The sequence below is a fragment of the Pseudomonas sp. B16120 genome, assembly GCF_044218845.1.
Classification (GTDB): Bacteria; Pseudomonadota; Gammaproteobacteria; order Pseudomonadales; family Pseudomonadaceae; genus Aquipseudomonas; species Aquipseudomonas paracarnis.
On record NZ_CP162588.1, the window covers coordinates 1,481,202 to 1,495,091 of the forward strand.

Here is a 13,890-nt window from a genome sequence, read left to right on the forward strand (position 1 = left end):
CTTGCCCGCGATCCCCCGCCGAAGGCTGGGGGCAACGAACCTGATGGAATATTTAAAGACATGAGCGACCAACAACTCGACCCGCAAGCCCTGCAACAGGAAGAAAACTCCCTGATCGCCCTGCGCAAGGAAAAGCTTGCTGCCGAGCGCGCCAAGGGTAACGCCTTCCCCAACGACTTCCGTCGCGACAACTACTGCGATGCCTTGCAGAAGCAATACGCGGACAAGACCAAGGAAGAACTGGCAGAGGCTGCGATCCCGGTCAAGGTGGCAGGTCGCATCATGCTCAACCGTGGCTCGTTCATGGTGATCCAGGACATGACCGGTCGCATCCAGGTCTACGTCAACCGCAAGACCCTGTCCGAAGAAACCCTGGCCTCGGTGAAAACCTGGGACATGGGCGACATCATCGCAGCCGAAGGCACCCTGGCCCGTTCCGGCAAGGGCGACCTGTACGTCGAGATGACCAATGTGCGCCTGCTGACCAAGTCCCTGCGCCCGCTGCCAGACAAACACCACGGCCTGACCGACACCGAACAGCGCTATCGCCAGCGCTACGTTGACCTGATCGTCAACGAAGACGTGCGCCAGACCTTCCGCGTACGCTCGCAAGTCATTGCTCACATCCGCAGCTTCCTGATGCAGCGTGACTTCCTGGAAGTGGAAACCCCGATGCTGCAGACCATCCCGGGTGGTGCCGCAGCCAAACCGTTCGAAACCCACCACAACGCGCTGGACATGGAAATGTTCCTGCGTATCGCGCCGGAGCTGTACCTCAAGCGCTTGGTGGTGGGCGGCTTTGAAAAGGTGTTCGAGATCAACCGCAACTTCCGTAACGAAGGCGTCTCGACCCGTCACAACCCTGAATTCACCATGTTGGAGTTCTACCAGGCCTACGCCGACTACGAAGACAACATGGACCTGACCGAAGAACTGTTCCGCGAGCTGGCACAGCTGGTGCTGGGCAGCACTGACGTGCCGTACGGCGACAAGGTGTTCCACTTCGGCGAGCCATTCGTGCGCCTGTCGGTGTTCGACTCGATCCTCAAGTACAACCCCGAGCTGACCGCTGACGACCTCAACGACATCGACAAGGCCCGTGCCATTGCCAAGAAAGCCGGCGCCAAGGTGCTGGGCTTCGAAGGCCTCGGCAAGCTGCAGGTGATGATTTTCGAAGAACTGGTGGAGCACAAGCTGGAGCAGCCGCACTTCATTACCCAGTACCCGTTCGAAGTGTCGCCGCTGGCCCGTCGCAACGACGACAACCCCAACGTCACCGACCGTTTCGAGCTGTTCATCGGTGGCCGCGAAATCGCCAACGCCTACTCCGAGCTTAACGACGCGGAAGACCAGGCCGAGCGTTTCATGGCCCAGGTGGCCGACAAGGACGCCGGTGATGACGAAGCCATGCACTACGATGCCGACTTCGTTCGGGCCCTGGAGTACGGCATGCCGCCCACCGCCGGTGAAGGTATCGGCATTGACCGTCTGGTGATGTTGTTGACCAACTCGCCGTCGATCCGCGACGTGATCCTGTTCCCGCACATGCGGCCGCAAGCGTAACCGTAGCGAAATCCGAAGCCGCCTTTTATAAGGCGGCTTTTTTATGTGGCCTGTTCAAGTGGTGCTCGTCAGTGATCATTCCCACGCTCCGCGTGGGAATGCACCCTGTGACGCTCCGCGTCACCTCTAAAGGAAGAAGTGTGGTGAACCGCGTAATAGCTCAAGAAGGTGCCGCCGGCATTGCTGCTGCCGTGGCTGAAAGCGTTCAGTACCAGGGCCGCAAGGCCAGCCGACGGGGCAGCGAGCAACGCCGGCAAGACATTCTCGATGCGGCCATGCGTATCGTCGTGCGCGATGGCGTGCGGGCCGTACGTCACCGGGCAGTGGCGGCAGAGGCGGGGGTGCCGCTGTCGGCCACCACCTATTACTTCAAAGACATCGACGACCTGCTCACCGATACCTTCGCCCAGTACGTGGAACGCAGCGCCGCTTTCATGGGCAAACTGTGGGTGCGCAACGAAGGCCTGTTGCGCGAGATGGTCGCCTATGGCGATGGCAGTCCGGAGTCGCGCTCGCAACTGGCCGATGATATCGCGCGCCTGACCGCTGACTATGTACTGCGCCAGCTGACCAACCGGCGCGAATACCTGATGGCTGAGCAGGCTTTTCGCCAGGAAGCCCTATTGAACCCGCGGCTGGCCGAACTGGTACGCTCCCATCAACAGATCCTGTTGCAGGGTACCGGGCAGTTTTTCCAGGTATTGGGCTCCCGGGAGCCGCAGCAGGATGCCAAGGTGTTGACGGCTATCATCAGTCGGATGGAATATCAGGGCCTGTTGGGCGGCGCAGAGCCTCTGACCGGTGACGAGATGCTTGAAATTCTCAAGCGTTACATGCACCTGGTATTGGCCTCGGTCTAGCCCTGTGCGCAATCTGCTTTGGGGGAGCTGGGCTTGCTGCTGAAGCCGTGCGCTACCTGCGCGTGGGCCAATAACGTTTAAAGAGGAAGCACCGGGTGGACGATTACCAGCAGACGATACGCACCTTGTCCGATCGCATTGTGCTGGCGCAAACACCGATCCGCGTTCTCGATGCGGTGAAATGGGACGAAAACATTCGCCAGGGATTTCTCAAGGCCAAGGGCAAGGCGATGCCTGCCGTAGACCGTGATTACTACCTGAACCGACCGCTGTCGTTCGACTCCAGCGCGGTGAAGCTGGAATTCCAGAACATCGAGCGCGACATCACCCGTCGCCTTGGACAATTCAGCCCGGTGGGGCAGATCATGCGGCGCATGTGCCGCGAATACCGCATGGTGGTGCGCATGCTTGAAGCGCGCGGCACCGAGGACTTCGGTCTGATTTCCCAAGAGCTGTACGGCGCCGCCTCCGATGCGTTCCACGCTGGCGACCCGACCCTGGCCGACCTTGGTCTGATGCTCTCCGATTACCTCAACAACATTGATGGCCGGGGTGACCTCAAGGACGAAGCCAAGACCCTCACCGCCAAAGATGCGGTCAGCCTGCTGCAAACCCGTCTGAACAAAGTGTTTGGCGAAGCGGAGGAGACCATCCGCGTATTCGAGTCCGATGGCATTGTCGCCGACGCAGCGGCGGGCGCTGACTACATCAAGATCCGCGCCGACGCGATGTTCAACGACCGCGACGTGCGCGCTTTGGAGGTGCATGAAGGCCTGGTGCATGTGGGCACCACCCTCAACGGCCAGAACCAGCCGATCTGCACGTTCCTGTCCAAAGGCCCGCCGTCGTCCACCGTCACCCAGGAAGGCCTGGCGATCCTGATGGAAATCATCACGTTTGCCTCCTACCCCAGCCGCCTGCGCAAACTTACCAACCGGACACGTGCCATCCATATGGTGGAGGAGGGGGCGGACTTCCTGCAGGTGTTTGAGTTCTTCCGCGAGCAAGGCTTTGAAATGGCCGAAAGCTATGGAAATGCCAGCCGGGTATTCCGTGGTTCGGTGCCCACCGGTCTGCCATTTACCAAGGATTTGTCCTACCTCAAGGGCTTTATCATGGTCTACAACTACATCCAGCTCGCTGTACGTAAAGGCAAGCTGGAGCAAGTGCCGCTGCTGTTCTGCGGCAAGACCACCCTTGAAGACATGCGTACCCTGCGCCAGTTGGTCGACGAAGGCCTGGTGGTGCCGCCCAAGTACCTGCCGGAGCAGTTTCGCGACATGAACGCGCTGGCGGCCTGGATGTGCTTCTCCAACTTCCTCAACCACTTGAGCCTGGACCGGATCGAGGCGGATTACTCCAATATCCTTTAACGGACGAAACCGGATCAAAATGTGGGAGCAGGCAAGCCAGCTCCCACATTTGATCTGCACGGGTCTTCAGAACTTTCGCGAGGCTTCAACGGATGAGAATCCTCGGCATTTTATGCCTGCTACTCACACTGAACGGCTGCAGCTCCTTGCTGTTCTACCCCGAGCCCGGCCTGCCCTTCACGCCGGAAAAAGCCCATCTTCCCTACCGCGACGTCACGCTCACCACTGCAGATGGCGTGAAACTGCACGCCTGGTGGCTGCCGGCCAAACCCGGTGTACCGCTCAAGGGCACCGTCCTGCATTTGCACGGCAATGGCGGTAACCTCGCCTGGCACCTGGGGGGCAGTTGGTGGTTGCCGGAACAGGGCTATCAAGTGCTGTTGCTGGACTATCGTGGCTATGGGCTTTCGGAAGGCAAGCCATCGTTGCCGGCGATCTACCAGGATATCGACGCCGCTTTCAGCTGGATCGACAAGGCGCCTGAAACCCAGGGTCAACCGCTGATTATCCTCGGCCAAAGCCTGGGTGGTGCACTGGCAGTGCATTACCTGGCAGCCCACCCGGAGCGCCAATCCCAACTCAAGGCGCTGGTATTGGACGGCGTACCCGCCAGTTATCGTGACGTAGGACAATTCGCCTTGAGCACTTCCTGGTTAACCTGGCCGTTGCAGGTGCCGCTGTCATGGCTGGTGCCTGACGGCGATAGTGCGATCAAGGCCATGCCAGGGCTGACCGGCGTGCCCAAGTTGCTGTTCCACAGCCTGGATGACCCTATCGTGCCGGTGTCCAATGGCATCCGCTTGTATCAGGCCGCCCCCCCGCCCAGGGTGTTGCAACTGACCCGTGGCGGCCATGTGCAGACCTTTGCCGACAAAACCTGGCAAACCGTCATGCTGCGTTATCTGGACGACCCGCAGCACTTCAACGGCTTGCGCCGCCTGGGAGAAATCCCGAATTACCCTGTTCCTAAAGTTGATTCATCAGAGAGCCCGCAATGAGCGAAGAACGCAATATGATCCCGCTGATTCTCACCGGCATCGGCACCATCATCGGCACCGTAGGCTGCCTGTGGTACTACGGCTACCTGCACTTCGCCAAGCCCGAAGATGCGTTGCTGCTCAGCGACTTCACCATGCTCAAGACAGTGCCGGGCGAGGATTACAAGATCTCCCTGACCCCGGCTGCGCAAGTGGCGCAGTGCGTTGACGGCGTGTTGGTGATGTTTGATACCGAACAGAAAGGCTTGAGCGGCGTGCTGGTCAATAACAAGAAGCAGGCCGTGCGTTGCATGGGCCAAGAAACCCCGCAGTTGCAACAGTGAGCCCAAAAACCATCCGGTGTGCAGCTTAGTTGCTCAAGGGCTTTCGAGCCTTTACAGATTGGAACCATCTTCATTCGTACGCCACAGATGAGGTACTGATTGGCCTGGCTGATCAGCGCACTTTATTTCATCAATCTGGAGTACGAGTTTTATGAATGGTATTGGCGCAGCACCTTCAATTGGCGTCGGCAATTCGGGAGGTTCTCAGGGGGCTTCGCAAGGTCTTGATCAGCAAATCCAGCAACTTCAAGAGCAAATCCGCGCTAAGCGCGGTGAAGGTTCGCAAGGTTCTGGTTCCGGTGGTTCCCAGGGGGGTGGAGGCGCTCAAGGTTCCGGAGCAAGCCAAGGCGCTGGTGGGGGAGAAAGCATTGAAGAGCTGCTTGAAATGCTGAAGCAACTGCTGGAAAAAAAAGCGGCTCAAAGTGGCCAAGCCGGTGAAGGTGGCTCAGCTGGCCAAGGCCAGATTCAGGCCGGCGGTGGCGAGAATCAAGGCTCAGTCACCTACTGATAGGCAACCCTTAAAAACCTGTCAGTTATCGACAGGTTTTTCATGTCAGCGGCATTGCACTTATCGGCGTACCGGGGGCGTGTAACGAAATTGTTTGGAACCTAATTGCGTCAGGTACCACAAAGGGCGATGTAACTTACGCACAGTGGGGGCGGGAAGGCAGTGATAAGAATTGATGCGATATGCAATATGCTGGCTATGGCCAGGGCGCATCAGGCGTTGGAGCGGGCGGATGCGCAAGAACAGGCGCGTAATCAGTTGGCAGGTTGCTCATCTGATACCTCCCGTCATAACAAAAAGATAACGCCGCCGGATGAAGATACTGATCGCATGATCAAGTTTCCCTAGTCAAAAAAACCACCGTTTCTGGTGGTTTTTTTGTGGCAATCGCATCACCTTCGGATACCTCAATGACTAAAGCTTGAATACGCTTTCATGAATGGCAACGAAAAAGCCCCGCCTGAAGGCGGGGCTTTTTACCAGACCAATGATCAGTTAGCGACGGAAGACCGTGGCTTGACCGGCTGGTTGTCGTTGGAGATTGTCACTTCAACGCGACGGTTCATGGCGCGGCCGGAAACGCTGCCGTTATCGGCAACCGGATATTCCTTGCCATAACCCTGGGTCACGATGCGCGAGATATCCACGCCTTGTTGAGCCAGTGCACGTTGAACGGAAGCGGCACGACGCTCCGACAGGCTCTGGTTGTACGAGTCAGAACCGGTGCTGTCGGTGTAGCCTTCGACGATCACTTTACGGTCTGGGTTGTCGCGCAGGAACTGAGCCAGCTTGGTGATGTTCACCAGGCCGCTGGATTTCAGGTCGGACTTGTTGGTGGCGAACAGCACGTCACCGAAAGTCACCAGGGTGCCACGATCGGTTTGCTTGGCGTTCAAGCTGTTTTGCAGTTGCTTGATCTGCGCATCACGCGCGTCCAGCAGCGCACGGGCGCGTTCGTCACCGGCGTTTTTCAGCTTGGCTTCGGATTCTCGCAGGACGATGGTGTCCTTGGCCACTTCAACGCGCTGGTTGGTCAGGTATGCGAGTTGGTCGACTTTCTTCTCGTCTTCTTTGTCGCGGTAGGCCTTGTCAGCCTTGTCCAGCCAGTCGCTGGCGTCTTTGGTTTCCAGCGCAGCCAGCTTGGTGGCTTGTGGGTTGGTTTGCAGGGACGAGAAATTGGTCCGCGCATTTTCCAGGTTCGCGTTCGGCGGGGTGGAGCAGGCCGCCAAGGCAACGCTCATCGCCAGCAGGGCAGGGATCATCAATTGTTTACGCATAGTCGTGTCGTCCTTTCAATTCGATATCAGGTGCGATGCAGTCAAGTGGCAGCGGCTTACTTCTGCATGATTGCAGCTGGGCGCATGCCTTCTTTACGCAGTTCGTCAACAGCCTTCTGGGAATCCTTCACAGCCTGTTGAGCCTTGGCAGCCTGGGCTTTACGCTCAGCGACGCGAGCATCCCACTCGGCTTGTTCAGCCAGTTGGCGAGCTTTGTCGTAGTTCTTGTCGTGCATGGCAATCTCAGCTTCTTTGAGCTTGTCCTGGGCCGACTTCATTTCCACCGCCGCATACTCGGTACCGCCGGCGCTGACTGCGCTGTTGACGGCCGATTGGGTTACGGCGTACTGCTCGGTTGGAGGGTTGCCGGCGCAGCCCGCCAGAACGAAGCTGGTGCCGATTGCCAGCGCGGCCAATTTGAGCCCGCGCAGGTGGTTAAACGAGGATTTGGCAGTGCTGGTGTTCATCGTCTTCAACTCCATTGGATAACTCCTGAAAAACATCAAAATCCATCGGGGCGTATCGATTTCGGGCCCGTCGGTAAAGCACATGGCGTCCGTTCAAACGATCGTTCCACAAGTGATGGCTACTGGCTGTGACCGGAGGCTTTTTTCAAAAGTTCAGCGGATATGGCGATTTGCCTAAAAAAATATCTGACTGACTGGTCAATGTTTAAAAAATGGAACTTTCGCGGCGGGCAGCGGTACCTCCGGGCCTGTAAAAGGCCCGGAATACGTGGGTTTAATTGACGTCAATAAATGTTTATCAGTGTTTTTGTTCGTCAGCAACGGCTGATAAATCATGCAAATGGCGACGGGATAACGTGAGAAAACGTGGGGTGGGGCCGACGTCTTCATACAGCGGATCACCCTCTTCGTCGGTGGCAATCACCTGCTGGCCCTGGATGTAGGGAAAGCTGGCTTCCAGCTCTTCCAGTGCGGCGCCGATCAGCTCGCCGAGCAGTTCTTCGACGTGGCGCTTGGGGTACATCTCGGCAATGGCCGCCAGCCGGGCAGCGGCTTCTACATCCAGATGAATGGCGTATTCAGTCTTGGTCAAACGACCCTTGGCGGTTTCTTCCCAATGCTGGGCCAGTTCTCGAATTTTCATGGCTACCTCAATAAAGCCTGCGATGGCAGGCGGTGATGAGTGACCAGCCGCCTGCGTGAAAATAACGCGGCGACTCATCGTTGAGACTAGCTGTAAGCGCCAAGGTTTAAAGTCGTTCGCGTTCGGCCTTGTCAGAAACCGACGTCGGCGGCACTCTGAAGCACCTGCGCGTCCCGGATTTCTGGCTGGAGATTGGCTGATGAGTGATATCGATGCACGCTTGCGTGAGGATGTTCACCTGCTGGGTGAGCTGTTGGGCAACACCATTCGAGAGCAGTACGGCGAGGCTTTCCTCGATAAGATCGAGCAGATCCGCAAAGGCGCCAAGGCCGACCGCCATGGAGCCGTTTCGCAAAATGCCGCTGGTGATGAACTGAGCGCCAGCCTCAATCAGTTGCAGGAGGAGGAGTTGCTGCCCGTGGCGCGGGCCTTCAACCAGTTCCTCAACCTGGCCAACATTGCCGAGCAATATCAGTTGATTCATCGGCGCGATGAATCGCAATCTGCGCCGTTCGAATCCCGCGTCTTGCCAGAATTGCTGGCCCGTCTGCAAAGCGAAGGGCACAGCAATGAATCCTTGGCCCGGCAGCTGGCGCGGCTGGACATCGAGCTGGTGCTCACCGCCCACCCCACCGAAGTGGCCCGCCGCACGCTGATTCAGAAATACGATGCCATTGCCGCGCAACTGGCCTTGCAGGATCACCGCGATCTCACCACCGCCGAGCGCGAGCAGATTCGCGAGCGCTTGCAACGCTTGATCGCCGAAGCCTGGCACACCGAAGAAATCCGGCGCGTGCGCCCCACGCCGGTAGATGAAGCCAAATGGGGCTTTGCGGTGATCGAGCATTCGCTGTGGCACGCCATTCCCAATTACCTGCGCAAGGCCGACCAGGCCCTGCACGCCGCCACCGGCTTGCGCCTGCCCCTGGAGGCTGCGCCGATTCGCTTTGCTTCGTGGATGGGCGGCGACCGTGACGGCAACCCGAACGTCACCGCGCCGGTCACCCGCGAAGTGCTGCTGCTGGCGCGTTGGATGGCGGCGGATTTGTATCTGCGTGACATTGATCAACTGGCTTCCGAGCTGTCGATGCAACAGGCCAGCCCGGCGTTGCAAGCGAAAGTCGGCGACAGCGTCGAACCTTATCGTGCCTTGCTCAAGCAACTGCGTGAACGCCTGCGCGCCACGCGCCAGTGGGCCCACACCTCGTTGACCAGCACCACCCCGGCGCCGGCCGAGGTGTTGCAGGACAACCGCGACCTGCTCGACCCTCTGCAACTGTGCTACCAATCGCTGCACGAATGCGGCATGGGCGTGATCGCCGATGGCCCGCTGCTCGACTGCCTGCGCCGTGCCGTAACGTTCGGCCTGTTCCTGGTGCGCCTGGATGTGCGTCAGGACTCCAGCCGTCACTCGGCGGCCATGACCGAAATCACCGATTACCTGGGCCTGGGGCGTTATGAGGACTGGGATGAGGATGCGCGTATCAGCTTCCTGACCCAGGAACTGACCAATCGGCGGCCCTTGCTGCCGGGTTACTTCAAACCCTCGGCGGACACTGCCGAGGTATTGAATACCTGCAAGGAAATCGCCGCCGCACCGGCGGCGTCATTAGGTTCGTATGTCATCTCTATGGCGGGCGCCGCGTCGGATGTATTGGCGGTGCAACTGCTGTTGAAAGAGTCGGGCGTACAACGGCCGATGCGCGTAGTGCCGTTGTTCGAGACCCTGGCCGACCTGGACAACGCCGGACCGGTGATGGAGCGCCTGCTGCAATTGCCGGGTTACCGCGCACGCTTGCAGGGCCCGCAGGAAGTGATGATTGGCTACTCGGACTCGGCCAAGGACGCGGGCACCACGGCCGCCGCCTGGGCGCAGTACCGGGCGCAGGAACGTCTGGTGGATATCTGCCGCGAGCAACAGGTGGAGCTATTGTTGTTCCATGGTCGCGGCGGCACCGTTGGTCGTGGCGGTGGCCCGGCACACGCGGCTATCCTGTCGCAGCCGCCGGGCTCGGTGGCGGGGCGTTTCCGTACCACTGAGCAGGGCGAGATGATTCGCTTCAAATTCGGTCTGCCGGATATCGCTGAGCAGAACCTCAATCTCTACCTGGCGGCGGTACTGGAAGCGACCCTGTTACCGCCGCCCCCTCCCGAGCCTGCCTGGCGTCATCTGATGGACGAACTGGCGGCAGACGGTGTCAGCGCTTACCGGGCCGTGGTGCGGGAAAATCCGCAGTTCGTCGAGTACTTCCGCCAGTCCACGCCGGAGCAGGAGTTGGGCCGTTTGCCCTTGGGCAGTCGCCCGGCCAAGCGCCGTGCGGGCGGGATAGAAAGCTTGCGCGCCATCCCATGGATCTTTGGCTGGACCCAGACGCGTCTGATGCTACCCGCCTGGCTCGGTTGGGAAGCGGCACTGAGCAAGGCGCTGGAGCGCGGTGAAGGTCAATTGCTGGGGCAGATGCGCGAGCAGTGGCCATTCTTTCGCACGCGCATCGACATGCTGGAAATGGTGCTGGCCAAGGCCGATGCCGATATCGCCCGTCTTTATGATGAGCGTCTGGTGCAGCCGGACCTGCTGGCATTGGGTGCGCACTTACGCGACCTATTGTCGCAGGCGTGTGACGTGGTGCTTGGCCTGACCGGCCAGTCGCAGCTGCTGGCCCATAGCCCCGACACCCTGGAGTTCATCCGCCTGCGCAACACCTACCTGGACCCCTTGCACCTGTTGCAGGCCGAGTTGCTGGCACGTTCCCGTCAGCAGGAGGCTGCCCAAGACAGCCCTCTGGAACAGGCGCTGCTGGTGTCCGTGGCCGGTATCGCGGCCGGTTTGCGCAACACCGGTTGAGGTTTTTTGCGTGTACTCAATGGCTTGCGGATAAACCACGACGACCGCCCGGAAACGGGCGGTCGTCTTTTGAGCAGGCGGGTTGCGCTCAGGCACACCCTGGCGCTGACGCATGTGCGGCGCGGGTTTCTCCTACTTTTGGCGGCTTGTATGGTGAGGGCCCGCTGTGTATCTTGATCAGCCTTTGGCCGTTTGATCGGCCTAGAACCACATTTTTACGAGATTGGCCCCACGCGGCGAATCCGAGCGTCATCTCTATAAAAAATTGAGGAGCACATCGATGCGCGTCATTCTGCTGGGAGCTCCCGGGGCCGGTAAAGGTACTCAGGCAAAGTTCATCACTGAAAAATTCGGCATTCCACAAATCTCCACCGGCGACATGCTGCGTGCGGCCGTCAAGGCTGGCACCGAGCTGGGCCTGATCGCCAAGAGCGTGATGGACAGCGGCGGCCTGGTCTCCGATGACCTGATCATCAACCTGGTCAAGGAACGCATCAGCCAGGAAGACTGCAAGAACGGTTTCCTGTTCGACGGCTTCCCACGCACCATTCCCCAGGCTGAAGCCTTGGTGAAGGCGGGCGTGGAGTTGGACGCCGTGGTCGAGATCGCAGTTGAAGACGAAGAGATCGTCCAGCGTATCGCTGGCCGTCGCGTTCACGAAGGCTCGGGCCGCGTGTACCACATCGTCTACAACCCGCCGAAAGTCGAAGGCAAGGACGATGTCACTGGCGAAGACCTGGTGCAGCGTAAAGACGACACCGAAGAAACTGTGCGTCATCGCCTGTCGGTCTACCATTCCCAGACCAAGCCCCTGGTGGACTTCTACCAGAAGCTGTCCGCAGCCCAGGGCAAGCCGAAATACAGCCACATCCCAGGTGTGGGTTCGGTAGAGGCCATCACCGCCAAGGTGCTGCAAGCACTGAGCTGATCCTGTGATCGGCGGCACAGACAACGGCCCGCTTGCGGGCCGTTGTTGTTTATACTGGCGCACTTTTTTCCGACTTGGACACCCACACCGATGAGCACCCTGCTGGCCCTGGACACCGCGACTGAAGCTTGCTCCGTTGCCTTGCTGCACGATGGCAAGGTTACGAGCCACTACGAGGTGATCCCGCGCCTGCACGCGCAGAAATTGTTGCCGATGATCAAGCAACTGCTTGAAGACGCCGGTACCACCCTGGCTGCCGTGGATGCCATCGCGTTCGGCCGTGGCCCCGGTGCATTCACTGGCGTGCGCATTGCCATTGGCGTGGTGCAGGGCCTGGCCTTTGCGCTGGAGCGCCCGGTGCTGCCGGTGTCCAACCTGGCGGTACTGGCCCAGCGCGCGTTGCGTGAGCACGGGGCGTCGCACGTGGCAGCGGCAATTGATGCGCGCATGGATGAAGTTTACTGGGGTTGCTACCGTGAGACCGCAGGCGAAATGCGCCTGGTCGGCACGGAAGCGGTGCTGGCCCCCGAAGCGGCGCAGTTGCCCGCTGACGCCAGCGGCGATTGGTTCGGTGCCGGTACGGGCTGGGGTTATGGCGAACGCATCAAGGTGACCTGCGCCGAACAGGACGCGGCGATGTTGCCCCACGCCGAAGACCTGCTGGCGTTGGCACGTTTCGCATTCGAGCGCGGCGAGGCGATTGCGGCGGACCAGGCAGCACCGGTGTACCTGCGCGATAAAGTCGCGCAGACCAAGGCCGAACGCGGGATTATTTGACGTCAAAAATGTGGGCGTTACGCGGCAAATTTCGCCAATCGTCAGAATTTGCCTGGGTTTTTAAACCTTTTACAAATTATGTGTTCTAGTTATCACCAGAGCATTTGCGCGCCATGGAAAGTGCCGCTAAATTGCCATCATTGATACCGAGTCTGCATGTATGCGTATAGACGGTTTTTCCTCACAGTCGTACCCCCTCAAGCGTAAGCCGCGCAAGGCGAGCGTGACGGTAGACGAGTCCGTCGAGGATTCACCGGACTTCATCGAAGTACACACCGATACGCCTTCCAAAGCTCAAGGCGCCTCGAGCGCACGTATCAGCGGCGTTCCTGCCCGTCAGCAAGACATGGTCTTTCCCCGTTCCATGAGCAAAAGCGTTGCCACCGCCCTGGCCAGCTACCTGACCACTGCCGGCTTTGTCGAATGGGATATGGAAGTGCTGGGTCTCGATATCCATATCTGATGCGTTTGCCTTATTACATCGGCTGCCCGTCCTGGAGTGAAAACGCCTGGCGCGAGTACCTGTATCCCGTTGAGGCATGTTCCAGCGATTACCTCGGGCTCTATTCCCAGGTCTTCAACGCCGTTGAGGGCAATACCACTTTTTACGCTCGCCCCTCGGCCGCCACTGTGCAGCGCTGGGCCGAAATCATGCCTGATGATTTTCGCTTCACCGCCAAATTCCCCGGCGATATCAGCCATGCTGGCGATTTACGTGAACAGTTGCCGGCGGCAGAAAGTTTTGTCGGCTTGATGAGCCCGTTGGGTGAGCGCGTTTCACCGCTGTGGCTGCAGCTCTCGAAGAGCTTTACGCCGCCACGCCTGGCGGAGCTGGCTGGATTTCTCGATGGCATTGATCGGCCGCTGGCCGTGGAGGTGCGTCATGAACAGTTCTTTGCCAAGGGTGATGCTGAGCGCATGCTCAACCGCCTGTTGCGCGATCGCGGTGTCGAGCGCATCTGCCTCGATCCCCGTGCACTGTTCAGTTGTACTTCTACCTCGGAAGCGGTGCTGCATGCCCAGTCAAAAAAGCCCCGGGTGCCACCGCGCCCGGCGGCCCTGACGCAGTTTCCCCAGGTGCGCTTCATCGGGCATCCGGACCTTGAGGCCAATGACCCGTTCCTGATTCCCTGGGTGGAAAAGATTGCCACTTGGATCGAAGAGGGCCGCACGCCCTATATGTTCCTGCACACGTCGGACAACCGTCTCGCGGCACAGCTGGCGCTGCGCTTCCACGCCAAGCTGATGGTGCGCCTGCCAGGGCTACCGCCGCTGCCTGCCTTGCATCGAGAACCCGTGGCGGAGCAGCTCGGACTACTTTGAGGGTT

Annotated in this window: 14 protein-coding genes; 11 read left to right on the forward strand and 3 right to left on the reverse strand. The window is 59.4% G+C overall.

Annotated elements, in window-relative coordinates:
* The first annotated feature begins 60 nt into the window (after positions 1-60).
* The 6 genes from lysS to AB4P90_RS07070 all read left to right on the forward strand — a co-directional run bounded on the left by lysS (position 61) and on the right by AB4P90_RS07070 (position 5,625).
* Positions 61-1,563, forward strand: coding sequence for a lysine--tRNA ligase (lysS, locus tag AB4P90_RS07045; RefSeq protein ID WP_003189082.1), 1,503 nt, complete (start codon positions 61-63; stop codon positions 1,561-1,563).
* Between the two features lie 143 nt (positions 1,564-1,706).
* Positions 1,707-2,423, forward strand: coding sequence for a TetR/AcrR family transcriptional regulator (locus AB4P90_RS07050; protein ID WP_014717200.1), 717 nt, complete (start codon positions 1,707-1,709; stop codon positions 2,421-2,423).
* Between the two features lie 95 nt (positions 2,424-2,518).
* Positions 2,519-3,796: a flavohemoglobin expression-modulating QEGLA motif protein gene (locus tag AB4P90_RS07055; protein WP_014717201.1), complete on the forward strand. Its 1,278-nt coding sequence runs from the start codon at positions 2,519-2,521 to the stop codon at positions 3,794-3,796.
* 92 nt (positions 3,797-3,888) lie between these two features.
* Positions 3,889-4,794, forward strand: a complete 906-nt coding sequence (locus AB4P90_RS07060) for an alpha/beta hydrolase (RefSeq protein ID WP_014717202.1) — start codon at positions 3,889-3,891, stop codon at positions 4,792-4,794.
* Complete coding sequence (locus AB4P90_RS07065) at positions 4,791-5,117, forward strand: hypothetical protein (protein WP_003172217.1); 327 nt, start codon at positions 4,791-4,793, stop codon at positions 5,115-5,117. The genes AB4P90_RS07060 and AB4P90_RS07065 overlap by 4 nt, the downstream gene beginning before the upstream one ends.
* Before the next feature lie 151 nt (positions 5,118-5,268).
* Positions 5,269-5,625, forward strand: coding sequence for a hypothetical protein (locus AB4P90_RS07070; protein ID WP_014717203.1), 357 nt, complete (start codon positions 5,269-5,271; stop codon positions 5,623-5,625).
* 491 nt (positions 5,626-6,116) lie between these two features.
* On the opposite strand, the gene AB4P90_RS07075 is transcribed toward AB4P90_RS07070, so the two are convergent.
* The 3 genes from AB4P90_RS07075 to AB4P90_RS07085 form a co-directional block, all read right to left on the reverse strand.
* Positions 6,117-6,902 (reverse strand): OmpA family protein, encoded by a 786-nt coding sequence (locus AB4P90_RS07075; protein ID WP_003189093.1) that lies wholly within the window; start codon positions 6,900-6,902, stop codon positions 6,117-6,119.
* Positions 6,903-6,958: 56 nt separating this feature from the next.
* Positions 6,959-7,384 (reverse strand): DUF4398 domain-containing protein, encoded by a 426-nt coding sequence (locus AB4P90_RS07080; protein WP_003189094.1) that lies wholly within the window; start codon positions 7,382-7,384, stop codon positions 6,959-6,961.
* 283 nt (positions 7,385-7,667) lie between these two features.
* Complete coding sequence (locus AB4P90_RS07085) at positions 7,668-8,012, reverse strand: hypothetical protein (protein WP_014717206.1); 345 nt, start codon at positions 8,010-8,012, stop codon at positions 7,668-7,670.
* Positions 8,013-8,211: 199 nt separating this feature from the next.
* Between AB4P90_RS07085 and ppc the strand changes: the two genes are divergently transcribed.
* The 5 genes from ppc (at position 8,212) to AB4P90_RS07110 (ending at position 13,885) form a co-directional block, all read left to right on the forward strand.
* Positions 8,212-10,857: a phosphoenolpyruvate carboxylase gene (gene ppc, locus AB4P90_RS07090; RefSeq protein WP_371359725.1), complete on the forward strand. Its 2,646-nt coding sequence runs from the start codon at positions 8,212-8,214 to the stop codon at positions 10,855-10,857.
* Positions 10,858-11,137: 280 nt separating this feature from the next.
* On the forward strand, positions 11,138-11,785 hold the full coding sequence (adk, locus tag AB4P90_RS07095; RefSeq protein WP_003189104.1) for an adenylate kinase: 648 nt from the start codon (positions 11,138-11,140) through the stop codon (positions 11,783-11,785).
* Between the two features lie 90 nt (positions 11,786-11,875).
* On the forward strand, positions 11,876-12,562 hold the full coding sequence (gene tsaB / locus AB4P90_RS07100; RefSeq protein WP_014717208.1) for a tRNA (adenosine(37)-N6)-threonylcarbamoyltransferase complex dimerization subunit type 1 TsaB: 687 nt from the start codon (positions 11,876-11,878) through the stop codon (positions 12,560-12,562).
* Positions 12,563-12,722: 160 nt separating this feature from the next.
* Positions 12,723-13,025 (forward strand): hypothetical protein, encoded by a 303-nt coding sequence (locus AB4P90_RS07105; protein WP_034126521.1) that lies wholly within the window; start codon positions 12,723-12,725, stop codon positions 13,023-13,025.
* Entirely contained in the window at positions 13,025-13,885 is an 861-nt protein-coding gene (locus tag AB4P90_RS07110) for a DUF72 domain-containing protein (RefSeq protein WP_014717210.1), read from the forward strand. The genes AB4P90_RS07105 and AB4P90_RS07110 overlap by 1 nt, the downstream gene beginning before the upstream one ends.
* The last annotated feature ends 5 nt before the right edge of the window (positions 13,886-13,890 follow it).